Here is a 22,764-nt window from a genome sequence, read left to right as displayed (position 1 = left end):
TCCTCCTCATGTTTAGAGGAGATGAGCTGCCGTTTTCTTTTACAAGCCAAAAAACCTTCCGTTACAACGAGAAGGATTCTTCACTTTCTAAAGTTCGGCGAGTTTCATCCCTCTGTCCCAGTCCTTTTTTGGATCAAGGCAGACTGCTGCAATGTCTATCTATTTTTATAATAGGTGCAGTTCGCAGGCGATACTGCCCAATGGAAGTATACCAAAATCAACGGGCTTGTACCAACACATTAACCCAATTCTATATCGGCAGAATAGATTTTTTTAATGCCTTCCTTCGTTTCTAATAGAAGAACACCTTCATCATCTATACCTAGCGCCTTCCCGTAAAATGTTCCGTTTAACGTTCTGGCCCTCATATTAGTGCCGATTCCCAGCGCATAGCTTTCCCATAAAAGCTTAATCGGTGTAAAACCGTGATTCATATAATCCCGGTACCGTTTTTCAAAGCAAAGTAAAATATGCTGGATGACGCCGGCCCGGTCAATTTTTTCTCCGGCAGCTTGGCTGAGGCTTGTCGCGATGTCCTTCAGTTCATCTGGAAAATCGTCCGGCTGCTGGTTAACATTAATGCCCATCCCGATGATGACTGAACGTACGCGGTCTTCCTCGGCCTGCATTTCTGTTAAGATGCCGACTGTTTTTTTTCCGTTAATCAAAATATCATTAGGCCATTTAATGTCCGTCTGGATGCCTGCTGCCTCTTCTATTCCCTGCACAACAGCTATTGCAGCAAGCAGTGTGAGCTGCGGTGTTTTTTGGAGCGGAATGTCTGGCCGCAAAATCAGGCTCATCCAAATGCCGTTTCCCTCTTGAGAATGCCACACCCTAGACATTCGACCCCTTCCGGCTGTTTGTTTGTCAGCCACCACGAGGGTGCCTTCCGGTGCGTTATCATTCGCAAGCTCATGCGCCGTTTTTTGCGTGCTCGAAAGAACGTCATGATAAATAAGATGCTGGCCCATCACATCCGTTTTCAGTCCGAAGCGAATTTCGCTTTCACTGAGTTTCCCGGGCTTTTTAATGAGCCGATATCCTTTTCTTCTGACGGCTTCTACTTCATAGCCCTCTTTCCGAAGCTCTTCAATATGCTTCCACACAGCAGTTCTGGAACAGCCGAGGGCATCACTGATTTTTTGGCCGGAAATAAATTCATTTCCGGCCTGAGAAAATAGTTCAATAAGATTTTTTCTTAATGTTGACCGCATGTCTTCAGCCACTCCTCTATGTGGTTCTTTTGATTGGAGAGCTTTCCCGTCACAACTGCCTGCTCGATCTGCTGTAATTCTTCCGACACCCATTTTCCAGCAGGCCGGTTTCGAAGCGCAAGCAAATCCTTACCCGTGAAATCAAGATCCTTGAGGCTTTTGATCGGCAGGCTTTGATAAGCGTTTTGAATGTCTTTCAGTTTTTCTTCATCCAGTTTTTCATTTTGCCTAAGCTGCGCTATTTTGGCTGCTGAAAGCAGTGGCTTTTCCCCAGCCTTGTACATTGACATAGCGTCAAGGCTCTGGCCAAACGTATGGGCAATGTGAATGGCTTCCTTCATCACCTTTCCCGGGAGCTTCCAGGCTTTCAGGAAAAGCGGCGCATCTTTCAAGTCTATGTCAAGGTCAATTAAAAGCGCAGCCCAAAGCTCCTCACGGGATGTTAAAAAGAAAAATGGAAAGTTACTCGCCGCAATCAGGTTCTCTCGTTTATGGTAAAAACCAGGAAGTTCCTCATACAGCCCCGTTTGAATGAGCGTTTGAAGCGCTTGGCGGGACGCTCTTCCCTGCAGCAGCTTTTCGAACTCTATAGTTTTTCGCTCTACTGAAACATGGGATAGGAGTGTTTTTACCTTCGTGATCGCTTCTTCTGTTTCAAGTGAAAGCGTAAAGCCAAGCTGACTCATAAAGCGTACGGCTCTCAGCATGCGAAGCGCATCCTCTTGAAATCTGTCCTCAGGCTTTCCGACGGTTCGAATCAGCCTCTGATCAATATCTTTCTTACCGCCAAAATAATCAAGCACCTGCCCGTCAGCTGTCATGGCCATCGCATTAATCGTCAAATCTCTGCGTTTTAAATCCTCTTCTAAAGATGTGATAAATTGCACATCTGATGGCCTTCTATAATCTTCATACTCTGATTCAGTCCGGAATGTAGTGACTTCATAGGTTTCATCTTCCCAGAGCACAATAATGGTCCCGTGCTCTTTTCCTACATCAACTGTTCGCTGAAACAGCCGTTCTACTTGATCCGGAGCCGCATCAGTCGCGATATCGACATCTCCGATCGTTCGTTTCATATAGCTGTCACGAACTGCGCCTCCGACAAAATAAGCCTGGTGGCCCGCTTCGAATAAAGTGCGGAGCACGGGAAGCGCTTTGATAAAAACTTGTTCCATGTGATCACTCCGGTTCTGCTAAATCGGCATAAATCTGTTCATACTGGCTGACAATTTTTTGTGAAGAAAATTCATTTTTGAGCATTTCCATTGCCGCCTCTGTAAACCGCTTGCTTAGCTGTTCATCTTCTAAAATACGCATCGCGCTGGCTGTTGCGGCTGCAACATCGCCGACATCCACCAAAAATCCGCTCACATTATTCTTAATAACCTCCGGGATACCGCCAATGTTTGTTCCGATACAAGGCACCCCGCAAGCCATCGCTTCAAGCAGGACAAGGCCAAAGCTTTCTTTTTCAGACAGCAGCAGCTTCAAATCGCTAATGGAATAAAGCTCCTCAACACGATCTTGATTTCCAAGCATTAAGACTTGGTTTTCCAATCCATATTTTCTGACAAGCTCACAGGCTGTCGATTTCTCCGGGCCGTCTCCGACTAAAAGCAATTTTGCTTTCGTTTTGCCGGCGATATTCCGGAACACACGGATGACATCCTGCACACGTTTGACCTTTCTGAAGTTAGACACGTGGATGACGACTTTTTCGTCTGGTAAAATACCATGTTTCTCTTTAATCACCGCTGTGTTTTTCTTCAGATACACGCGCTCGTCTATAAAGTTATAAATCGTTTCGATTTTTTTCTCCGGTTTAATTAAATCGTATGTTTCAGCTGCAAGCGCTGAGGAGACAGCTGTCACCCTGTCTGATGCCTCAATGGCAAAACGGATCAGATCTTTTAGAGACGGGTCATACCCTAACACCGTGATATCCGTACCGTGCAAAGTGGTCACAATGCCGATATTGCGTTTCAGCATCTGCTTTGCAAGATAGGCGCAAACCGCATGCGGGAGAGCGTAGTGAGCATGGATAATGTCTAAATTCTCCCGTTCCGCCACCTCGGCGATTTTGCTTGCCAATGTCAAATCATACGGCGGATACTTAAAAACAGCATATTGATTAACCTCAACTTCATGAAAATGAATATTGGGACGATATGTATTCAGTCTAAACGGAATGCTTGACGTGATAAAATGGATTTCATGTCCTTTTTCAGCAAGCTGCTTCCCCAGTTCTGTCGCAATGATACCTGAGCCTCCGACGCTCGGATAGCATGTGATCCCTATTTTTAGTTTTTTCATTGTTCGCCCCCAAGCACATCATGATCAAGCATCAGCATCCGTTTGGAAAAGAAACCTTCGGCATACCCCACTCCCGCTTCTTTACCGTAAAGCTTTTCTCTCGCTTCAACGATCTCGATATAGCCATTTGTCAGAGGTGTTGAAACTGAATCCTTTGACGGTATAAACTGGCTTTTGTAGGCATTAAGGCTTTGTTTCTTGGCCTCTATTGTATCCGAGATATCAATGACAAAATCCGGCTGATGAAAACCATTTATCATATAATAGTAAACCTTGCTAACTTTATGCGCGGGAAGGCTTTTTTCGTCTTTATATTTATGGATTCCGGCGGAAAAGATTGCTTCTTCCACCAGTGCTGCCGCATTGCCGTGATCGGGATGGCGATCCTTTTTATACGGCATAAAGACTGCTTTTGGCCGGCAGGTCCTGATGACACTGACTATCGCCCGAATTGCCTGATCACTCATCATCAGACCGCGGTCTGGAAGCGTTAGCTGAATTCTTTTTTCTGCACCTAATATTCGGGCTGCTTCCGCTGCTTCCTCTTTACGTAAGCTGACCGTTCCGTTTGAAGAGAGTTCCGCTTCGGTCAAGTCGCATATGATTACTTTTTTCCCCTGTTTGACAAACTTCGCTATTGTGCCGCCCATTCCGATCTCGACATCATCACTGTGGGCGCCAAAAGCAAGAACGTCAGCATTATACATTCGGCTCTTCTCCCCGAAGAAGATTGCGAAATTCAAAAACACCTTCATCAAGTGTGCGGACAAGAATTTCCGCAGTACCCATATTTGTGGCGAGCGGAATGGAATACACATCACATAAACGGATTAATGCCGAGACATCCGGTTCATGCGGCTGCGCGGTCAGCGGGTCGCGCAAAAAGATGACAAGATCGAGTGCATTGGCTGCGATCAGCGCACCGATTTGCTGGTCTCCCCCTAAAGGGCCGGATTGGAAACGTTCAATGTGAAGACCTGTCGCCTCTTGAATTTTCAACCCTGTTGTTCCGGTTGCGTATAGATCATGATGACTCAAAATATCCCGATAGGCAGTCGTGAATTGAACCATATCCTGTTTTTTCTTGTCATGCGCGATCAAAGCAATTTTCATCATTTCTCCCCCTGTCTAATCAATGATATTTTCCAGTCCGTACACAAGCTGATCAATCTTCATGACTTGTTCGACTGACAATTTAACACCTGACATGAAAGAAGCGCGGTTATAGGAATCGTGGCGGATCTGAAGCGTTTGACCATCCATGCCGAACATGACTTCCTGGTGTGCAATCAGTCCCGGAAGACGGACGCTGTGCAAGCGGATACCGTTTTGCTCCGCTCCTCTTGCTCCTGGGAGAATTTCTTTTTCATCTGGATGTCCTTGCTGCTTTTCTTTACGAACCTCTGAAATCATTTCTGCTGTTTTAAGCGCCGTTCCACTTGGTGCGTCAAGCTTCCGGTCATGGTGAAGCTCAATAATCTCAACATCCTCAAAGTAGTTTGCAGCCATTTTCGAAAATTTCATCATCAGTACCGCACCAAGCGCAAAATTTGGAGCGATGATGGCTCCAATTCCCTTCTCTTCTGTTAAAGACGTGAGCTCTTTTAAATCAGCTTCTGAAAATCCAGTTGTTCCGACAACTGGACGAACTCCGTGCTCTAATGCAATTTTTGTATGTACTTTTCCGATTTCAGGCGTAGTCAAATCAATTAAGACATCCGGCTGTGTTTCTGTAAAACAGGCATGGATATCTGTGTAAATCAGGGCATCTGACTCAACAGACATCACATCAGATAATTTTTGCTGGTCGTATGTATGATCTATGGCCCCGACCAGGTCAAAATGAGGTGTTCGTTCCGCCAATTTAACAGCTTCCTGCCCCATTCTTCCACGCGGTCCTGCAATGACTACTTTAATTGTTTCATTTGACATCTTAATCTCCTCTACTTTCCTTCTTCTTTTCTGGTCCAGCGATCTTTATCTCTCGTATTAAATTTATGCATAACTCGATCGTGGGCTTCCTCTAAAGAGATATCTAAAGAGTTGGCTAAACAAACCAATACAAACAGCACATCGCCCATTTCCTCTTCCATGCTTTTATCATCTTCAGTCGCTTTTTTTGGTTTTTCTCCATAACGATGATTGACTTCTCTGGCAAGCTCGCCCAGTTCTTCGGTCAGCCTCGCCATCATGGCAAGCGGGCTGAAATATCCTTCTTTAAATTGGCCGATGTAACGGTCCACTTCAGCCTGTATGTCTTTCATTGTTTTATCACTCACTGCACGAAACCTCCTATCATCCTCTTACATGTTAGCTAATTCAGATACGTTTGACAAATGTTTAAGCACGTTTGCTGTTTTCTTTTTCATCCACTATAATATAAACGCTATCTAATGGAAGGAAAAGGGGTTTTGTGTGATGCTTGGAGAAATTAGATTAAAAAACATATTTTTTATTTTAATCGGAGCGGCGATTTTTTCATTTGGCTTGGTTCATTTCAATATGCAGAACAATCTGGCTGAGGGCGGTTTTACAGGTATTACACTTTTGCTTTATGCCCTTTTCCACATCAGTCCCTCTATCTCGAATCTGGTTTTGAACATTCCGATCTTTTTTATCGGCTGGCGTTTGCTTGGCAGGACAATGTTTGTTTACACCCTTGTGGGCACTGTAGCTTTGTCTCTGTTCCTCAGCATTTTTCAGCGATATGAAATACATATGCCTCTTCAGCATGACTTAGCGCTCGCTGCTTTATTTGCCGGCGTGTTTATCGGAGCCGGATTAGGCATTATTTTTAAGTTCGGCGGTACGACAGGCGGAGTTGATATCATTGCCCGTTTGGTCAATAAGTATTTTGGGATTCCGATGGGCAGAACGATGTTCGCTTTCGATGCCTGCGTCATCATTTTGTCTTTGCTTACTTACCTCTCCTATAAAGAAGCGATGTATACCCTGGTGGCTGTATTTGTAGCGGCAAGATTAATTGATTTTATTCAGGAAGGCGGATACGCTGCTAAAGGGGCGACCATCATCTCTTCGAAAAACGACCTGATCCAGAAAAAGATTCTTGAAGAAATGGAACGGGGCGTCACCATTTTGAAAGGACAAGGTTCCTATACAAAAGAGGATATAGATGTACTTTATTGTGTGGTGCCGAAAAACGAATTGGTGATGCTGAAAAGTGTGATTAACTCCGTTGATCCTCATGCCTTTGTGGCAGTAAGTGATGTCCACGATGTACTCGGAGAAGGATTTACGCTTGATGAAAATAAAAATCCGCTTCCCCGCTGACATTTAATAGAAAAAAGGCGGCTGCCGCCGCCCCTCATGCTCATTTAGGGTAGTCCCGTTTTTTCAGCTTGTTTTTCTCCGCTTTGTACTTTCTGTAACCGACATAGGTGAGAGCCGTAATGATAATACTGCCGGTTGTGATGATCACCCAGAGTAAAGACGGATCGGCATCATCCTCCTCCACCCTGTCAAATACATTTTTCAGATCATGCTGAAGAAGAGAAAGCCGTTCAAGCTTCGTGCTCTCAGTCATTTGCTGAAATTCCTCTTGCTCAATGACGTCTATATGTTTTCCCACTGTTTCAAGCTGGTCCTCTGATACATCGATTGTAAGACTTGGATAAATCAAATCATATAAACTGATAAATTCATTCCATTTTTCATGAAAGCTCGTACTTTCATTCTTTTGGACATCCTGCTTCAGTTCAGCAAAGGCTTCCATAATCGGTTTTTCCAGTGATCCCCAAAGCGGATCAGACCGATTCTCCACCGCATCCATCAGCATTCTGAACTGCGCGGCTGCTCTGAGTTTTTGTGTATCTGATGTATCAGCCTGCTTTAAACTCCGTACCATATCGTTATAGCCCAGTGTGATTTGACGGATTTGGGCTCCGGTTAGCATGGGGTCTTGCTGTTTTTTTTCAGCGGATTTTAAAGTTTTTTCAAAGTAAGCAAGGACTTGCAGCGCCTCTTCATATTTCGACTGGCGGGTCATTTGAAAGACCGTATCGGATAAATCGTTCAATTCTTCGAGGCTTCCCCGCTCTGCAGCCTTGGCATTTCCATTATAAAAAATAAGAGCAAGCAACAAACAGATCGTCAGCTTTCGTTTCATGCAGGTCCCTCCCACTCTCTCTCCTTACAGAATATGAAGAAAGGGACAAGGATAGACCAATATTGTCTTTACATCAGCTCAAGCTTTGATTGCTTTTTCGAGACCACAAGAAAGTAAGCCAGCCCGATTGAAAAGATGCTCAGCCAAAATGTTCCGTACCCTATATCAGTCATATAATCAGAAAGCATAGAGTACTTCGGCATCATTTCAAACAAGTAATCAATGACATCGTTATGCAGCGTCCAGACGGCAGCAATTGCAAGATGCCAAAAAGAAAAACGAAAATACGGACTGTACAATACGCCTTGGACTGCCATTGCAAAATGCGAGACAATCAGCATATAGCCCTCCCACGGCAAGTCACCTGTTACAGCCAGCACAAGAAAATTCATAACGACCGCCCATAGGCCATACTTTACGAGGGTGACTAGCGCAAGCGCCTCAAAGAGCGGGGCGTTCCGTTTCATGATAAAGGCGAGCAGCACAAACAGAAAGAAAAACGTTGCTGTCGGACTGTCCGGAACAAAAACGAGGAAACGGGCCGGTGTCTCCAGAAGCTGCGGCAAATACCAGTAGTATCCGTAAACCGTTCCCAGAAAATTGATGGCTAAGACCAGAATAAGCACCGTCCGCTGTCCTAATACATATTGAAACCATTTCACATCATATCAACTCTCAGTCTGTAAAAAATAATGTGTCCATATAAAAAAGCTGACGCCGGGTCAGCTTTTGATAATAAAAGTATATCCTTCCATTTCGCAATTCACAATACGTTATTTTGCGGTTGTTTCAGAAATGAATTTCGCAAGTTCTTCGAGCTGCTTATCATTCCCTTTAAACACACCCGCCGGCATTTTGCCTTTCCCTTCAACAGCGATTTTTTTGATTTCTTCCGGTTTCAGTCCGCTGTCAACCAATGAAGGCCCGGCCGCTCCCCCTTGGAGGTTATCCCCATGGCAAGAAATACAGCCCTGCTCCTTAAATACCTTATATCCCTCTGCATTGGTGTCAATGTCAGCTTCTTTTGTGATTTTCCCCTGTTCTTCTGCCTTGGCCCAGTCATGAGTAGCAACTGACTGCCACGTCAAAAACACAGCAGCAGAAATGGCCAGAAGCATCATACCGACAGCAACAGGGCGCTTCCACGGCCTTCTTTCTGTTCCTCTGTCAAGGAATGGCGCCAAAAGCAGGGCGCCAAAAGCGAGTCCCGGCATAATCATGGCGCCGACGACTGTAAAACTCCCGGCGGCGTATTCATACTTCAACAGCTGGTATAAGAAAAGAAAATACCAATCCGGCAGCGGAATATAACCTGTATCAGTCGGGTCCGCCATCCGCTCCAAAGGCGGCTGATGCACAATCGTCAAAACAAGAAAACCGATCAGAAAGACAGCTCCAACCATCCATTCCTTCAACAAGAAATTCGGCCAGAAAGCCTCTGTTTTACCGGGATACTCCGAATAATCCTTCGGTATATTCGGCTTTTTTTCAGCCGGTATCCTTGAGTCGCCTACAAATTTCATCCCTTTGCCCCGGTGCATGTCATCCCCTCCCTTTTATTTGCAGATCAAGAGTTTAAAGCGGTCCTGAAATCCCCTGCTTCCGGATCATAATAAAATGTGCAGCCATCAGCCCGAACAATGCGGCAGGAAGAAAGAATACATGGATCGCAAAAAACCTAGTCAGCGTTTGGGCGCCTACAATATCCGGGTGCCCCGCAAGGAGTGTTTTGACTTGCGTCCCGATCAAAGGCGTGGCTTCAGCGATCTGCAGCCCGACTTTTGTTGCAAACAGAGCCTTCATGTCCCAAGGAAGCAAGTAGCCTGTAAAGCCAAGCCCGAGCATGACAAAAAAGATCAGCACACCGACAATCCAGTTCAGCTCGCGCGGCTTTTTATACGCCCCTTGGAAAAAGACCCTCAGTGTATGTAAAAACATCATCACAATGACCAGGCTCGCACCCCAGTGGTGCATTCCCCTGACGATCTGGCCGAATGCCACTTCATTTTGCAAATAATATACCGATTCCCAGGCATTTTTGATATCAGGCACATAGTACATCGTTAAAAACATTCCAGATAACACTTGGATAACGGTTACAAAAAACGTCAGTCCCCCAAAGCAATACACAAACGCAGAGAAATGATGGGCGGGATTCACATGTTCCGGTACTTCGTGATCGGCAATATCCCTCCACATCGGTGTAATATCAAGCCGCTCATCTACCCAGTCATAAATTTTGTTCAGCATGTCACCCTTCCCCCTTAGGCTTTGCTTTTCCAAGATACAGGAAGCCGTCTTTTACTTCTTGCTCATAATGATCAAGAGGCGAAAGCGGCGGCGTGCCCGGGACATTGGTGCCGTCCTTTTCATAGAGTCCGTAATGGCATGGACAAAAGAATTTATTCGGGTTTTTAGGATCACTATTCCAGTTCACCGTACACCCTAAATGCTTACAAATTGGCGAAAGTGCTACAATTTCATCCCCGTTTTTGAAGACCCAGGCTGATCTTGACTCTTCTGACTCATACCAGGCATCGACTTGATTAATTTTGAAATCAAAACGCTGCGGCTCTTTTGTCAGCTCATCTACGCTGACAACCTGAACCATGTCCTGCTTTCCTGTCGATTTTAATACCGGGTCGAGTGCAAAGCGAACCATAGGCATGAGCATACTAGCCGCCATAAAACCCCCTACGCCTGTGAGCGTATAATTCAAAAATTGACGTCTGGATATATCATGTTTTCCGCCCATCTCTTCTCCCCCCTCTAGGTCACCCCTGCAAACTGACTAAAATAGAAAATATTGCAATAACTCTAGACACCCTCATAATATATGAATCTCTCAGCAAGGTCAATATAGCCAAAATATTGTTCATAAGGAAATGTAAGTGTTTTTACGAGGTGCTCCACAACTGTAACAAAACGTTCAAAATTTCAGCAGTACGTTCATCTAATATTTTTCTTTTTAAAGAGTCATTTAAATGCTCTAACGGAACAGACGGTGTCACAATGATTTTGCCTAACGCATCCTCACTATTCCAATTTTCGTCAGACGTGAGCAGTACAACATGCGGAAATTCTGATATAAGCTCTTCCCGCAGGTCCTTAAGTCCTTGAACGGTTTTTTCATTTCTATCAACATATGTATAAGGGGGCAGTAAATATACCCGTCCCTTTAACTGCCTTTCTAGTTCATCTGACAGAAGCTGTGTGAATTCTCCTTTCTCTGCCGTTATTTTGAAATGCGCACCTACTTTTATGTTAATTAATGGAATGACAGCGGTATCAATGTAATCTTTAGTTTGTAAATAGTCCTTGGCATCAGTGATTCTCCACCTCATCGTTCTCCCCCTTTACGACCACAAGCCTTGCAATACGCTGCAAGGCTGGTCATATTATGTGAGCTGATTCAATTGGCGCGATAATTGTTCAAATGCTTCTTTATCATGACGATCTAGCGCGTCGTCAATGTCTTTTAATAATTTTTCTCTTTGGAATGTGGAAATAGCGTGCTCTAAAATTTGTTCAGCCAACCCCTGATCTTTTTTGTTCTCAAACAGATCCTTCGGAATATGAGGGTTAGACTCCAGCACCGCCGCATACTCAGGTGAGCTGTAAGCTGAACGGAAATTAAGCTGGATAAACAAATCCTGCTGTTTATTTAATCTAATATCATGAAAAGATTTTTCCGCGTCGGTTGTCATGACATTCTCTTTATAGAACCGAAACGGAACTTCTTCAACACAATGTGTTGACATTATAATGCCTCTCGGGCAAAATTCTGCCTGCTCCACAAAATGAACCTTCTCCATGAGAGAATCATGGCTCATTAAGTAGTTCAAGATCCAAACGCACTCTCGGCGCTTTAACTGATAATGGTTTAAAAACCAACGGATAAAATCCTTTTTCTCATTGACAGAAACAGGGGTCTGCATGTAATTCCCTCCTCTATCGTTCGTATAATCTATATACTTATATGTTCCACACGAATGGTGAATATTCCTGCTTATCTAGAAAATTCATCCTCGATTCGCAAAATCGTTTCTTCCAGCTCTTCATTGGCTCCGTCAATTTCGAGAACCTTTTTCAAAAGCGGCAGTGCTTCTTTTTGAAGTCCTTCTTCCAATAGGAAGCTTGCGTATTCATATAAGAAATCTCTGTCCTCACGGTAGTGAAGAAAGGCAGCCTCAAAGGATTGTTTTGCTTCCTCGTATTGCTCTAATTCGGTATATGCGCTCGCTAGATACCAATTGTATTTCGGATCTTCTTCCCCGTAGCCGCGCACCTCTTGAATAAGATCAATGATCTGTTCATAATCCTCTTCTTTATGATACACGGCAAGAAGTGTATGAAGTGCCTCGACGAAGCCCGGATCAAGCGCAAGCGCCTCTTGAAGCAGCTGTTTCCCATCATCTGACTTCCCGATTTTCAAAGCCATTTTTGCGGCATAGAGGAAAAGTTCTTTGTTATATTCATCATATCTGATACCCTCTTTTGCCGTTTTTAATGCCTCTTCATACATTCCTTCAGCTTCATAACTTTTCGATAGCGGCATATAAAGTGAAGAATAAGATGGATCAAGCTCCTTTAAATCAGACAGCTGCTTAATAGCTGTTTTAACAAGCCCCGCCTGTAGGGCTGTAAACCCATAGCCGAAAATCGTATTAGGATCAGGATTCTCATCAACAGCTTTCTCGTACCACGGAATGGCATCCTCAAATTCACCTGAAGCACTTAACGATTCTGCCAGTCTTTGATGGACATTAACGCCTCCGATCTCACTCTGCTCCTCAGCCGTTGTTTTAAAATATTGAACCGCTTTTGCATAAGCTCCCTGAGTAAAATAAAGTTCGCCCAGCGCAAAATCAATAACGGGTTCATTGTCCAGAATGGACTTTGCCTGTAAAAGCTTTTGCTCACTGACTTCGAATAACCCCTGCATTTGATAAAGATCCGCCATAAGCAGCAAACTTTCCGGGTATGATGGATCTGTTTCCGGAATGGTTTCCAGCACAGCAAGGGCTTTTTCTTCTTCGTCAATATCTATTAAAAGTTCAGCGTAAAAATTCGTCAGTTCTGTTTCATTTGGATATAAATCATGTAAATCACTGATCAGTGAAATTGCTTTTTCTACATTGCCCCACTCATAATAAAGCTGGGCAGCGATGGCTTTATCTTCATCATGGAGCTGTTTTTCAGCCTTCGAGAGAGTGTTGAGGCCTTTTTCTGTTTCACCTGCTTCAACTAATTTTATGGCTTCTTGAATCAATGTATTCAAATCGGACCGGTCCTTTCTTTTCCTATACAACATCAACCATACAAAAAAGCTTTATTTGTTCGGGTTAATCTTATCATAATTCAGACGAATGTCCCCGGCAAATAAGATGCTTGCTGTACGGCAGGGAATTATTGAGTCTTATTAGTTTACCAAAAGATCTTGAGATAGAAAATGAAAAAAGGAAGATCGCCCTCTGTACAGTAAAGCAGCTCTATGACCTGCCGGCTTGTAAGTAAAGCGCATCCCCCCTTTTCGTTTTTCTTTTCCCTCTTAAGACAAGCTATGTTTTTTTCCCTCGAATTATGATTCTTACAGTCAATCTGCACAACAAATCCTGAAGCAAGAACTTCAGGATTTGTTTGAAAGCTTATTTAAATGCTCGAAGAAGGTTGGATAAGAAACATGAATGGCATCTGTCTGCTCGATTTCAATTGGCTCCTCCGTTATACAGGAAGCGATACCAAGCATCATTCCGATCCGATGATCTCCATGGCTGGACACTGTTGCGCCGCCTTTCAGTGTTTGTTTGCCATAAACCTTCATTCCATCTGCTGTCGGTTCAATCTCAGCACCCAGCTTACGAAGCTCGGAAACCACGGTGTCAATGCGGTTTGTTTCTTTTACTTTAAGCTCTGCCGCATCCTTAATAACGGTAGTTCCTTCCGCCTGAGTTGCAAGAAGCGCGATGATAGGGATTTCATCAATTAAACGCGGAATGATATCTCCTCCGATTTCAACCGCTTTTAGAGATGACGTTTCTATGACCAAATCTCCATAAGGCTCTGCACTGTCGGCAGCAGACGGTTTGACTTCAAGTTTTGCCCCCATGTTTTGAAGGACGTCAATGATACCTGTCCGAGTCGAATTTAAACCTACGTTTTTCAATACAATCTTGCTGTTTGGAACAATTGCGCCCGCAGCAAGGAAAAAAGCCGCTGAAGAAATGTCTCCAGGAACAAAAACATCTGCAGCTGTCAGTTTCTGGCCTCCTGCAATGGAAACACTCGTTTGATCTTCAGAAAGTTTAACGCCAAATGCAGAAAGCATCCGCTCAGTATGGTCCCGAGATTTATGAGGCTCTGTGACGGTTGTTGTGCCCTCAGCCTGTAATCCGGCCAGTAAAACAGCAGATTTAATTTGCGCGCTTGCAACAGGTGATACATAATCAATTCCTTTTAATGAAGAGCCGCTCACTGACAGCGGTGTAAATTCTCCGCCGGCTCTGCCGTCGATTTTAGCCCCCATTTGTTTCAAAGGCTCAGTGACACGTTTCATCGGGCGCTTCGCAATGCTCTCATCTCCAGCTACCGCGCTGTAAAATGGACGGCCCGCCAAAATGCCGAGCATCAGGCGAATCGTTGTACCTGAATTTCCGACATCTAAAAGGCTTTCTGGCTCGCTCAAGGAATCGATTCCTTTTCCGTGAATCACTACATCGCTGCCGTTTTGCTCAATTTCAACACCCATTTTTCTAAAGCAATCAATCGTGCTCAGACAATCCGCACCCGGCAGAAAGTTTTTAACAGTTGTTGTGCCTTTCGCTAGTGCACCGAACATGACGGAGCGGTGTGAAATGGATTTATCACCAGGAATGTGTATTTCTCCGTTTAAGGCCTGCACCTTTTCTCTTTTCATTATTTTCCACCTCAATCAGCATAAAAAGTTTCATATTCCGCCCGGGCTTCAATGCATTGTTCAGCCCGTTTGCGGTCATCATCAGACTGAAAACTGATTCTTAGAATCCCGTTAATATCTTCTCGTGTTTCAATAATGCGGATATTCGTGATACTGATGCGCTCCGCAGCTAAGATAGCCGTTATCTCGGAAATCACACCCGGATGATCGGGAACATCCACGTATAAATCATAAAATGCAGGTATCGCGCCCTTCTGCCGAAGCGGCAGCCCGTCGCGATAATCCTTGGCCGTTTTAAAATAACGAAATAGATTTTCCGCATCTTCTTGTTCTACATATGTCCTAATCTTCTCGATTTCACGAATCCACTCATCAAAACGGTCCAAAATTTTATCTTTATTATGTAATAGAATATCCCGCCACATTGCCGGGCTGCTTGATGCAATCCTTGTAATATCCCTGAACCCGCCGGCAGCAAAACGCTTAACAAGCGGATAAAGCTCTTCCGAATGATGGGTTTGGTGAACAAGGCTTGCTGCGACAATATGCGGAAAATGACTGATCACGCTTGTAACGCCATCATGCTCTTCTGGTGACATTTCCACAAAATGGGCATTCGTCCCCTCCAGCAGGCTTTTTAACTGCTCTACCGCTTGTCTGTCCGTTTTATGGCCTGGCGTTAAAATATAAAATGCATTTTCAAACAGGAACTCCTTCGCAGCGGCCACTCCTGATTTGTGTGAACCTGCCATCGGATGCCCTCCGACAAATTGATAGCGGCTAGGCAGCACTTTGTCTGCGTAATGAACCACTTTTTGCTTTGTGCTTCCTACGTCGGTAATCAAAAGCTTATGTTCAATCCCTGAATGAGCCAGCTCATCAAGCATAAGTAGCGTTTGCGCGACAGGCGTCGCAATGATCACTGTAGCCGCCTCTTTCGCACCGCTAATAAACGAATCAGCACGCTCGTCTATCACACCTAATTTTAAAGCGGCAACCACCTGTTCATCAGAGATGTCGATTCCGATAATCCGTTTGCCGGGATGCTTTTTTTTGATCGCTAACGCAATCGAACCGCCTATCAATCCGAGACCGGCGAGCAATATTGTATCTTTGATTTGGTTCATATGTCATCACCTGATTTATAGACTAAAGAGGTGATATTTGATCACCTCTTACAAAATTTCAGCTAAAATTGCAAGAATTTCTTCATTTTGCTCTTTTGTTCCGATCGTAATCCGGAGTGATGTCGGGAAACCTAATGCATTTCCCGACCGGACAATATAGCCTTTTTCCAGCAGAGCCTGAAACAGTTCATCGGCCGGACGGTTAAAGTCAATTAACACAAAGTTTGTCTGTGAAGGGTAGCACTTTAAACCATGAGTCTTCGCAAAATCATAATATTGCTGGAGACCTGCTTTATTTTGCTCGATACAGGAAGCAATAAACGCTTGATCATCAAGCGCTGCGATCGCAGCAGCCTGGCCTAGACGGCTGGTGTTAAACGGCTCTCTTGCCGGCTCAATCTGGCGAATCAGGTTCTCGTCAGCAATTCCGTATCCGACTCTGAGCGCAGCCAGACCGTAAGCCTTTGAAAATGTCCGTAATATCATCAAATTGGAGTACTTGTTTAAGAGCGGCACAGTCTCCGGGTAATCCTCTGCTGTTACATATTCATAATATGCTTCGTCTAGAACAACGAGGACACGAGATGGAACGCGCTCCAGAAATGCGAGTAATTCCCCTTCTGATGTATAAGTGCCTGTCGGGTTATTTGGGCTGCATATCCAAACGACTTGTGTCTGTTCGTCAATCGCTTCAAGCATGGCGTCTAAATTATGTGAGCCGTCGGGCCGAAGTGCGATTTCACGAACTTCAGCACCTTCAATGACCGCATTATGTTTATATTGCGGAAAAGTCGGAGCAGCAGTAATCGTGTTCGTTTTCTCGTTTAAAAATGCCCGGCAGATGATCTGAATGATTTCATCTGAACCATTTCCGAAAATAAGTGATGTTTCGCTGACATTGAGGTGCTCACTGAGCCTTGTGCGCAAAGCGGCGCTATATCCGTCCGGATAAAGCGCAAGCTGTTGAATTTCGTGATGAAGCGCCTCTTTTGCAGCTTCTGAACAGCCGTATGGATTCTCGTTTGAAGCAAGCTTCACAACTTTATCCAAGCCATATTCTGATTTCACTGCTTCAATCGGCTTTCCAGGCTGATAAGGCTTCAGCTGTTTTAAATGTTCTTTGATACGCAAATCCAGTCACCTCATTTTAAACTGTACAAGCCGCCAAACGCCGTTGCGTAATCTTCAAACTCCTGCAGCGCTTGATCTCTCGTTTCAGCGCTGATGAGCCGGTCCTTTAATTCTTCTATTTTTCTGACGAGCGCACTTCCCACTACGACACCGTCACAAATTTCATTCATCTTCATGACCTGTTCGCGGTTTGATATACCGAACCCTACAGCAACCGGCACAGCGCTAAGATCCTTCACTGTCCGGATGAACGGATACACGGATGAATTGAACTCATTGCGGACACCGGTCACACCTAGAGAAGATACACAGTAGACGAAGCCCTCGGCTTGTTCAATAATGGTTTTCAAACGGCTTTCGCTTGTCGGCGCAACCAAAGAAATATACGTCACCTCATGGTTTTTGCATTCGTCTTGAAGGCTGGCGCTTTCTTCTAATGGCAGATCCGGAACAAGCAGACCGTCAATATGATTTTCCCGCAGTAAAGCGAAAAAGTATTCTTTGTTCAATTGTAACACAGGATTATAATACGTAAAGAGGATAATCGGAATATTCACTCCGTTTTTTTTCATTTCTCCGCCTAATTCGATTGCCTTTACGATATTCATTCCATTGTTAAGCGCCCGCTTCGAAGCCCGCTGGATCACCGGACCGTCTGCAAGCGGGTCTGAGTATGCAACACCAAGCTCCAGTGCCGTGGCACCCGCTTTTTGGAGAGACTTCGCCAGTTCAACCGAAACCTCAGGCAATGGATCGCCCGCCGTAATAAACGGGACAAACAATTTTTCTGACGCTTGAAGGTCTAATTTAAACATGCGCTTTCACCTCTTCTTCCAATACATTCATTAATGTGTTGACATCCTTATCTCCCCGTCCTGATAAACAGACGAGAATCATTTGATCGCGATCCATCTCTTTAGCAAGTTTGAATGCTTTTGCTAACGCATGGGCAGATTCGATTGCCGGCAAAATCCCCTCTTTTTCTGACAAGAGTTTTAATGCATCCACCGCTTCTTCATCTGTGATACTGTCATAAGTGACTCGGCCGCTCTTATGCAAATAAGCGTGCTCTGGACCGATTCCTGGATAGTCAAGTCCTGCTGAAATGGAGTAAGGCTCAATAATTTGCCCGAACTCATCTTGAATGAGATAAGTCAATGAACCGTGAATGACACCTACGGTTCCTTTCGAAATAGTAGCGGCATGAAGAGGGGTATCAATTCCTTTTCCGGCTGCTTCAGCGCCGATGAGTTCAACATCTTCATCCAAAAACGCCTGAAACATGCCCATCGCATTGCTTCCTCCGCCTACACACGCCACCACCTTATCTGGCAGAGCGCCTTCAATGCGTTTCAGCTGATTCTTCGCCTCCTCACCGATCATTTTTTGAAATTCACGGACGACCTGCGGATAAGGGTGCGGTCCGACAACTGATCCGATCATGTAAAAATGATCCTCACAATGCTGAACCCAGTACCGGATCGCCTCATTTGTGGCATCCTTCAATGTGCCGTTTCCGCTTGTTACAGGCACAACCTCCGCTCCAAGAAGCTTCATTCGGAAAACGTTAAGAGACTGGCGGGCAACGTCTTCCTCGCCCATAAATACAGTGCAGGAAAAGCCGAATTTAGCTGCGACTGTCGCAGCGGCAACGCCGTGCTGCCCGGCGCCAGTTTCAGCAATGATTTTCGTTTTGCCCATTTTTTTAGCAAGCAGCGCTTGGCCTAGTGCATTATTGATTTTATGAGAACCTGTATGGTTTAAATCTTCTCGTTTCAAATAGATTTTTGCACCGCCTAAGTATTCAGTGACTCGATCAGCGTATGTTAATGCAGTCGGCCTGCCGGAATAGTCATTTAACAGCTTGTAATATTCGTCACGAAAAGCGGGATCATCCTTGATCTCTTTAAATGCAGTTTCAATTTCTTCTAATGGCTGCATGAGTGTTTCCGGAACAAATTTTCCGCCAAAATCGCCGTATCTGCCTATTTCATTCGGGTATGGATACATATCGGTTCATCCTTTCTTCTAAAAGCCTCATCAGATTTTGATCTTTTTGTCCGTTTTTTTCGATTCCGCTGGCAAGGTCAATTCCTATCGGCTGCCATTTCAATAGGTCTGTGATGGTGTCCGGATTCACGCCACCTGCGATAAAGCAGCGTTTGCCCGCAGCCGCCTGCTGATATTCCGGCACACAGTCCCAAGAAAAAGCAACACCAGTGCCGCCTCTTTGCCCTTTTACAGATGAATCAATCACAAAGCCGTCCACACCAACTTTAAAACGGGCTATTTCTTGAATTGTGTTCTCATGATGGTGAAGCGCCTTCCATATTTCGCAACCTGTCAGCATGCGAAGAGCATCGGCATCCGCCGGTACCTCATCTCCGTGAAGCTGAATGACGTCGAGATTCAAGTCTTCGGCAATGCGTGACATTGTCTCTATCGATTCATTAACAAAAACACCCGCAACTTGTTTTTCGACATGAACTTGACTCAGCCACTTTTTCACATCTTGCGGAGATACTTTCCGTTTGCTTTCAGCAAAAATAAAGCCCAGATAATCAGCCTGTGAATCCGCTGCAAGCTGCAAATCCTGCAGTGACCGTATGCCGCAATATTTTAATGCAGGTTTCTTCACATCCTCACTCCCCAAACAAAGCATGGATTGCTTTTTGCTGTGATGTTTGTCTCATCAATGATTCACCGATAAGCACAGCTCGTGCTCCATGTTCTTTGACAAATGTTAAATGTTCTAAAGAACCGATTCCGCTTTCGCTGACAAGCAGGGATTCTTTCGGTACGAGAGATGCGATTTGTTCTGTCTGCATTATAGAGGTTTCAAATGTTTTTAGGTTTCGGTTGTTTATGCCGAGAATAGCAGGCATAAATACTTTCAATATTTGTTCAAGCGTTGATGCATCATGAACCTCTACTAACACATCCATCTCCTTTTCGCCTGCTTCAAGATATAATTCATGAAGATGTAAGGGATCAAGCACCTCGCCGATTAACAGTATGGCATCCGCTCCGATTCTTTTCGATTCCTCCACTTGAAGAGAATCAATAATAAAATCTTTTCTGAGTACAGGAATTGATACAGCACGCTTTACGTCTGATAAATAGCTGTTTTTCCCTTGAAAAAACGGGGTGTCTGTTAATACGGAAAGCGCATCTGCCTGCGCAGTTTCATAGTCTTTTGCAATCTGTACAGGGACAAAATCCTCTTTAATAAGCCCTTTTGACGGTGACGCTTTCTTCACTTCGGCAATCAATCCGATAAACCGATTCGGACTTGCCAGCGCCTCTTTAAATGAACGTTTTTCGAAAAGCTGCTCTTCCGGCAGTACCAGTGTTTTTACTTCTTCTTTCTTTTGTTTGATAATATTTTCAAGCATAGATCTCTTCCTCTTTCTGCTTTAGTCGTTCAAGCTGCGCGGCAGCGCCTCCGCTTGTAATCGTCTCTAACGCGAGCTCCGTACCTTCCTTCAGTGAGGCGGTTATCCCCGCCGTGTATATCGCAGCCCCTGCATTAAAAGCAGTAATAGATAAAGCGGAACTGCTGCTTTTATTTTCAAAAATATTCTGAATGAGACAGGCACTCTCTTTCGGTGACTGCACTTGTAAATCTTCAATTCTGCCATTTGCAAAACCGAAATCTTCGGGTGAAACGGTGTATTCCCGGCGCTCTCCGTCCTTTAATTCAATCACATCGGTTGGTGCTGTAATTGAAAGCTCATCTAAACCGTCGCGGCTGGATACGAACAGGACGTGCTTCGGCTGAAACGTTTCCAGTGCGCTTGCCATCAGTCCCGCTTTTTCAGCGGAATAGACCCCGATCACCTGACGCTTCGCCTGCAAAGGATTGCTGAGCGGTCCAAGCAGATTAAATACCGTTCTGAAACCTAGTTCTTTTCTAGTACCCGCTACATGTTTCATAGACGAATGATAAAGCGGCGCAAAAAGAAATCCCATGTTGTTTGTTTCAATGCTGCTTTTGACCTTTTCGGGAGTAGTTTGAATTGGAACCTCTAGTTCCTCTAAAACATCAGCGCTTCCGCTTTTAGAAGAGACAGAGCGATTGCCGTGCTTAGCGATTTTCGCACCGGCTGCTGAGGCAACAATTGCAGATGCCGTTGAGATATTAAAAGTAGAAATACCGTCTCCTCCAGTTCCGCATGTATCTACAACATCAGGAAGTCCATCTACGGTAAGAGCGCGCGCCCGCATCGCCTTCACAAAGCCCGCAAGCTCTTCTGGCGTCTCTCCCCGATGAGCAAGAATAGACAATATACCGCCCATTTCAGAAGGAGTCATTTCCGCTGTCATCATCATATTCATCAGCGTTTCTGCCTCACTGGCAGTGAGTGTTTTTCCGTCAACGCACAATTGTAGAAATTTGTTCATCAGCTTTATCCTCCTTGCTATGGAACATGTCTTCTGCAATATGAATCGTTTTCAGCAGCGCACCGGCTTTATTACAGCTTTCTTCGTATTCGGCTTCCGGAACAGAATCCGCAACAATACCAGCACCTGCTTGTATCGATGCAACACCGTCCTTTACGCTCATAGTGCGAATCGTAATACAAGAGTCGATATTACCGTCAAATCCGATGTAGGCGATGCAGCCTCCGTATGTCTCTCTCGGTGTTGGCTCCAGCTCTTGCAAAAGCTGCATGGCACGGATTTTTGGTGCGCCTGTTAACGTTCCCGCCGGGAAAGCGGACATCAGTGCATCGACAGGATGAACCCCTTCTTTCAATCGGCCTGTAACCACCGAGATAATGTGCATGACATGTGAAAAGGAGACAATTTTTGTGAACTCCGGTACAGATACAGATCCATACTCTGCTACTCTGCCGATATCGTTCCGGGCAAGATCAACGAGCATGTAGTGCTCTGCTTTTTCTTTTTCATCCTTCATTAGCTCAACTTTGAGTTTTTCATCTTCCTCTTTGTCTGCGCCCCGTTTTCTCGTTCCGGCAATCGGATGGATTTCCAAGTGCCCGTCCTGAACGTGGATTAACCGTTCCGGAGAGCTGCCGACTATTTCTCTGTCTTGGAGTTTCATATAATACATATACGGAGAAGGATTGACGATCCGCAGCACTCGGTATAACTCAAAGGCATCTGCTGTTATCGGAATCTCAAATTTTTGTGACAAAACGCCTTGGAAGATATCGCCCGCTTTTATATATTCTTTGATTTTTTCTACATCAGCCATAAAAGCCGATTTTTCATAATTAGAAGAGACAGTCTCAAAGCTGGGCGTCTTATATGAATCAGCAGAGAGAAACAGCTCTTTTATGTTTTTTTGATCCATCATTTTTTCAATGAGGTCTTGGAGCTCTTGATGATTTTGATGAAACACATCGATTTTTTCGTTTTCAGTTTCCTGGCCATTGAGTCTTGCATATTGGATAAAGTGGACATTTTTAGTTTCATGATCATACGCAATTATTGTCCGGCAAACAAACAGCATACACTTTTCCATTCCTGTTTCTTTTGTATGCGGAGGAACAGAAGGCTCAATCAGCGGGATCATATCATAGCTTAAATACCCAACAGCTCCGCCGACAAAAGGAATGCCAAGCTCTGGCGTTTTGATTTTGTACGTGGAATTCATCCAGTTCAGAACTTCTTTGAGTTCACTTCCTGTATAAAGAGCTCTGCCGTCCTGATCAGCGGCTGTAAAACGGCTCTGCTCTTCTTTAATTGTGAGAAATGGATTCAGGCCGACAAACGAATATCTCGACCAATTAGAAGTATCATCCTTGCTTTCAAGAAGATACGTAATCTCCCTATCGAGCTTCTCTATCATTTGAATGGGTGTCAGCGTGTCGACTGTGAAGGTCTCCACAATCGGTATGGTGTGGTTGGACAAGCTGTCCTGTAAAAATGCAGAAATGTTTGATTGGAAATTCATTGCTCTCA

At 44.6% G+C, this 22,764-nt stretch carries 25 protein-coding genes; 1 reads left to right on the top strand and 24 read right to left on the bottom strand.

Annotated elements, in window-relative coordinates:
* Nucleotides 1-239: 239 nt before the first annotated feature.
* From KHQ79_RS19930 to KHQ79_RS19900, 7 genes are read right to left on the bottom strand one after another with little or no spacing between them, the layout of a single operon-like run.
* On the bottom strand, nt 240-1,217 hold the full coding sequence (locus KHQ79_RS19930) for a biotin--[acetyl-CoA-carboxylase] ligase (RefSeq protein ID WP_225516674.1): 978 nt from the start codon (nt 1,215-1,217) through the stop codon (nt 240-242).
* The gene (locus KHQ79_RS19925; RefSeq protein WP_225516672.1) at nt 1,202-2,395 is read right to left on the bottom strand and encodes a CCA tRNA nucleotidyltransferase; all 1,194 of its coding nucleotides are present in this window, start codon (nt 2,393-2,395) and stop codon (nt 1,202-1,204) included. Before KHQ79_RS19925 ends, KHQ79_RS19930 begins: the two co-directional genes overlap by 16 nt.
* A 4-nt stretch (nt 2,396-2,399) precedes the next feature.
* Entirely contained in the window at nt 2,400-3,533 is a 1,134-nt protein-coding gene (gene bshA / locus KHQ79_RS19920; protein WP_225516670.1) for an N-acetyl-alpha-D-glucosaminyl L-malate synthase BshA, read from the bottom strand.
* Nucleotides 3,530-4,240 (bottom strand): bacillithiol biosynthesis deacetylase BshB1, encoded by a 711-nt coding sequence (bshB1, locus tag KHQ79_RS19915; protein ID WP_004398041.1) that lies wholly within the window; start codon nt 4,238-4,240, stop codon nt 3,530-3,532. The genes bshA and bshB1 overlap by 4 nt, the downstream gene beginning before the upstream one ends.
* Entirely contained in the window at nt 4,233-4,646 is a 414-nt protein-coding gene (gene mgsA / locus KHQ79_RS19910; protein WP_019258743.1) for a methylglyoxal synthase, read from the bottom strand. Before mgsA ends, bshB1 begins: the two co-directional genes overlap by 8 nt.
* A gap of 15 nt (nt 4,647-4,661) precedes the next feature.
* On the bottom strand, nt 4,662-5,465 hold the full coding sequence (dapB, locus tag KHQ79_RS19905; protein ID WP_004398043.1) for a 4-hydroxy-tetrahydrodipicolinate reductase: 804 nt from the start codon (nt 5,463-5,465) through the stop codon (nt 4,662-4,664).
* A gap of 11 nt (nt 5,466-5,476) precedes the next feature.
* Nucleotides 5,477-5,812 carry a nucleotide pyrophosphohydrolase gene (locus KHQ79_RS19900; RefSeq protein ID WP_004398044.1) on the bottom strand — a complete coding sequence of 112 codons (336 nt, stop codon included), beginning with the start codon at nt 5,810-5,812 and terminating at the stop codon, nt 5,477-5,479.
* 139 nt (nt 5,813-5,951) lie between these two features.
* On the opposite strand from KHQ79_RS19900, the gene KHQ79_RS19895 reads away from it, so the two are divergent.
* Entirely contained in the window at nt 5,952-6,824 is an 873-nt protein-coding gene (locus KHQ79_RS19895; protein ID WP_004398045.1) for a YitT family protein, read from the top strand.
* Between the two features lie 40 nt (nt 6,825-6,864).
* On the opposite strand, the gene ypjB is transcribed toward KHQ79_RS19895, so the two are convergent.
* The 17 genes from ypjB to trpE all read right to left on the bottom strand — a co-directional run bounded on the left by ypjB (nt 6,865) and on the right by trpE (nt 22,756).
* Nucleotides 6,865-7,659, bottom strand: coding sequence for a sporulation protein YpjB (ypjB, locus tag KHQ79_RS19890; RefSeq protein WP_004398047.1), 795 nt, complete (start codon nt 7,657-7,659; stop codon nt 6,865-6,867).
* Between the two features lie 68 nt (nt 7,660-7,727).
* Nucleotides 7,728-8,321 (bottom strand): lipoprotein heptaprenylglyceryl N-acetyltransferase LhaT, encoded by a 594-nt coding sequence (gene lhaT, locus KHQ79_RS19885; protein WP_004398049.1) that lies wholly within the window; start codon nt 8,319-8,321, stop codon nt 7,728-7,730.
* 111 nt (nt 8,322-8,432) lie between these two features.
* Nucleotides 8,433-9,200: a menaquinol-cytochrome c reductase cytochrome b/c subunit gene (locus KHQ79_RS19880; protein ID WP_004398051.1), complete on the bottom strand. Its 768-nt coding sequence runs from the start codon at nt 9,198-9,200 to the stop codon at nt 8,433-8,435.
* 34 nt (nt 9,201-9,234) lie between these two features.
* Nucleotides 9,235-9,909 carry a menaquinol-cytochrome c reductase cytochrome b subunit gene (qcrB, locus tag KHQ79_RS19875; RefSeq protein WP_003225560.1) on the bottom strand — a complete coding sequence of 225 codons (675 nt, stop codon included), beginning with the start codon at nt 9,907-9,909 and terminating at the stop codon, nt 9,235-9,237.
* A gap of 1 nt (nt 9,910) precedes the next feature.
* On the bottom strand, nt 9,911-10,414 hold the full coding sequence (locus KHQ79_RS19870; protein ID WP_004398062.1) for a Rieske (2Fe-2S) protein: 504 nt from the start codon (nt 10,412-10,414) through the stop codon (nt 9,911-9,913).
* A 142-nt stretch (nt 10,415-10,556) separates the two neighbouring features.
* Nucleotides 10,557-11,003: a YpiF family protein gene (locus KHQ79_RS19865; protein WP_060398896.1), complete on the bottom strand. Its 447-nt coding sequence runs from the start codon at nt 11,001-11,003 to the stop codon at nt 10,557-10,559.
* A 54-nt stretch (nt 11,004-11,057) separates the two neighbouring features.
* Nucleotides 11,058-11,597, bottom strand: a complete 540-nt coding sequence (locus KHQ79_RS19860) for a ReoY family proteolytic degradation factor (protein WP_003225551.1) — start codon at nt 11,595-11,597, stop codon at nt 11,058-11,060.
* A 71-nt stretch (nt 11,598-11,668) separates the two neighbouring features.
* Entirely contained in the window at nt 11,669-12,940 is a 1,272-nt protein-coding gene (locus KHQ79_RS19855) for a tetratricopeptide repeat protein (RefSeq protein WP_225516668.1), read from the bottom strand.
* Between the two features lie 348 nt (nt 12,941-13,288).
* Nucleotides 13,289-14,575: a 3-phosphoshikimate 1-carboxyvinyltransferase gene (aroA, locus tag KHQ79_RS19850; RefSeq protein WP_004398069.1), complete on the bottom strand. Its 1,287-nt coding sequence runs from the start codon at nt 14,573-14,575 to the stop codon at nt 13,289-13,291.
* Between the two features lie 11 nt (nt 14,576-14,586).
* The gene (locus KHQ79_RS19845) at nt 14,587-15,702 is read right to left on the bottom strand and encodes a prephenate dehydrogenase (protein WP_004398071.1); all 1,116 of its coding nucleotides are present in this window, start codon (nt 15,700-15,702) and stop codon (nt 14,587-14,589) included.
* A gap of 48 nt (nt 15,703-15,750) precedes the next feature.
* Complete coding sequence (gene hisC / locus KHQ79_RS19840; protein ID WP_060398900.1) at nt 15,751-16,833, bottom strand: histidinol-phosphate transaminase; 1,083 nt, start codon at nt 16,831-16,833, stop codon at nt 15,751-15,753.
* A gap of 11 nt (nt 16,834-16,844) precedes the next feature.
* A complete protein-coding gene (trpA, locus tag KHQ79_RS19835) occupies nt 16,845-17,648 on the bottom strand; it encodes a tryptophan synthase subunit alpha (RefSeq protein ID WP_060398901.1) in 804 nt (267 codons plus the stop codon).
* Entirely contained in the window at nt 17,641-18,843 is a 1,203-nt protein-coding gene (trpB, locus tag KHQ79_RS19830) for a tryptophan synthase subunit beta (RefSeq protein WP_060398902.1), read from the bottom strand. The genes trpA and trpB overlap by 8 nt, the downstream gene beginning before the upstream one ends.
* Nucleotides 18,824-19,471 (bottom strand): phosphoribosylanthranilate isomerase, encoded by a 648-nt coding sequence (locus KHQ79_RS19825; RefSeq protein WP_060398903.1) that lies wholly within the window; start codon nt 19,469-19,471, stop codon nt 18,824-18,826. The genes trpB and KHQ79_RS19825 overlap by 20 nt, the downstream gene beginning before the upstream one ends.
* A gap of 4 nt (nt 19,472-19,475) precedes the next feature.
* Nucleotides 19,476-20,228, bottom strand: coding sequence for an indole-3-glycerol phosphate synthase TrpC (gene trpC, locus KHQ79_RS19820; protein WP_004398090.1), 753 nt, complete (start codon nt 20,226-20,228; stop codon nt 19,476-19,478).
* Nucleotides 20,221-21,237, bottom strand: coding sequence for an anthranilate phosphoribosyltransferase (gene trpD / locus KHQ79_RS19815; protein WP_225516666.1), 1,017 nt, complete (start codon nt 21,235-21,237; stop codon nt 20,221-20,223). The genes trpC and trpD overlap by 8 nt, the downstream gene beginning before the upstream one ends.
* On the bottom strand, nt 21,209-22,756 hold the full coding sequence (gene trpE / locus KHQ79_RS19810) for an anthranilate synthase component I (RefSeq protein WP_225516665.1): 1,548 nt from the start codon (nt 22,754-22,756) through the stop codon (nt 21,209-21,211). Before trpE ends, trpD begins: the two co-directional genes overlap by 29 nt.
* Nucleotides 22,757-22,764 lie beyond the last annotated feature (8 nt).

The organism is Bacillus sp. TSO22 (assembly GCF_020223595.1).
Lineage (GTDB): Bacteria > Bacillota > Bacilli > Bacillales > Bacillaceae > Bacillus > Bacillus inaquosorum.
Note: the sequence above shows the minus strand (reverse complement) of the source record. Positions and strands in the feature narration are given on the sequence as shown.

Bases quoted from the DNA above. Each gene is read 5' to 3' on its own strand.
- KHQ79_RS19930 (WP_225516674.1), bottom strand. From the start codon at position 1,217: ATGCGGTCAACATTAAGAAAAAATCTTATTGAACTATTTTCTCAGGCC.
- KHQ79_RS19925 (WP_225516672.1), bottom strand. From the start codon at position 2,395: ATGGAACAAGTTTTTATCAAAGCGCTTCCCGTGCTCCGCACTTTATTC.
- bshA (WP_225516670.1), bottom strand. From the start codon at position 3,533: ATGAAAAAACTAAAAATAGGGATCACATGCTATCCGAGCGTCGGAGGC.
- bshB1 (WP_004398041.1), bottom strand. From the start codon at position 4,240: ATGTATAATGCTGACGTTCTTGCTTTTGGCGCCCACAGTGATGATGTC.
- mgsA (WP_019258743.1), bottom strand. From the start codon at position 4,646: ATGAAAATTGCTTTGATCGCGCATGACAAGAAAAAACAGGATATGGTT.
- dapB (WP_004398043.1), bottom strand. From the start codon at position 5,465: ATGTCAAATGAAACAATTAAAGTAGTCATTGCAGGACCGCGTGGAAGA.
- KHQ79_RS19895 (WP_004398045.1), top strand. From the start codon at position 5,952: ATGCTTGGAGAAATTAGATTAAAAAACATATTTTTTATTTTAATCGGA.
- ypjB (WP_004398047.1), bottom strand. From the start codon at position 7,659: ATGAAACGAAAGCTGACGATCTGTTTGTTGCTTGCTCTTATTTTTTAT.
- KHQ79_RS19880 (WP_004398051.1), bottom strand. From the start codon at position 9,200: ATGCACCGGGGCAAAGGGATGAAATTTGTAGGCGACTCAAGGATACCG.
- qcrB (WP_003225560.1), bottom strand. From the start codon at position 9,909: ATGCTGAACAAAATTTATGACTGGGTAGATGAGCGGCTTGATATTACA.
- KHQ79_RS19870 (WP_004398062.1), bottom strand. From the start codon at position 10,414: ATGGGCGGAAAACATGATATATCCAGACGTCAATTTTTGAATTATACG.
- KHQ79_RS19865 (WP_060398896.1), bottom strand. From the start codon at position 11,003: ATGAGGTGGAGAATCACTGATGCCAAGGACTATTTACAAACTAAAGAT.
- KHQ79_RS19860 (WP_003225551.1), bottom strand. From the start codon at position 11,597: ATGCAGACCCCTGTTTCTGTCAATGAGAAAAAGGATTTTATCCGTTGG.
- aroA (WP_004398069.1), bottom strand. From the start codon at position 14,575: ATGAAAAGAGAAAAGGTGCAGGCCTTAAACGGAGAAATACACATTCCT.
- KHQ79_RS19845 (WP_004398071.1), bottom strand. From the start codon at position 15,702: ATGAACCAAATCAAAGATACAATATTGCTCGCCGGTCTCGGATTGATA.
- trpA (WP_060398901.1), bottom strand. From the start codon at position 17,648: ATGTTTAAATTAGACCTTCAAGCGTCAGAAAAATTGTTTGTCCCGTTT.
- trpB (WP_060398902.1), bottom strand. From the start codon at position 18,843: ATGTATCCATACCCGAATGAAATAGGCAGATACGGCGATTTTGGCGGA.
- trpC (WP_004398090.1), bottom strand. From the start codon at position 20,228: ATGCTTGAAAATATTATCAAACAAAAGAAAGAAGAAGTAAAAACACTG.
- trpD (WP_225516666.1), bottom strand. From the start codon at position 21,237: ATGAACAAATTTCTACAATTGTGCGTTGACGGAAAAACACTCACTGCC.
- trpE (WP_225516665.1), bottom strand. From the start codon at position 22,756: ATGAATTTCCAATCAAACATTTCTGCATTTTTACAGGACAGCTTGTCC.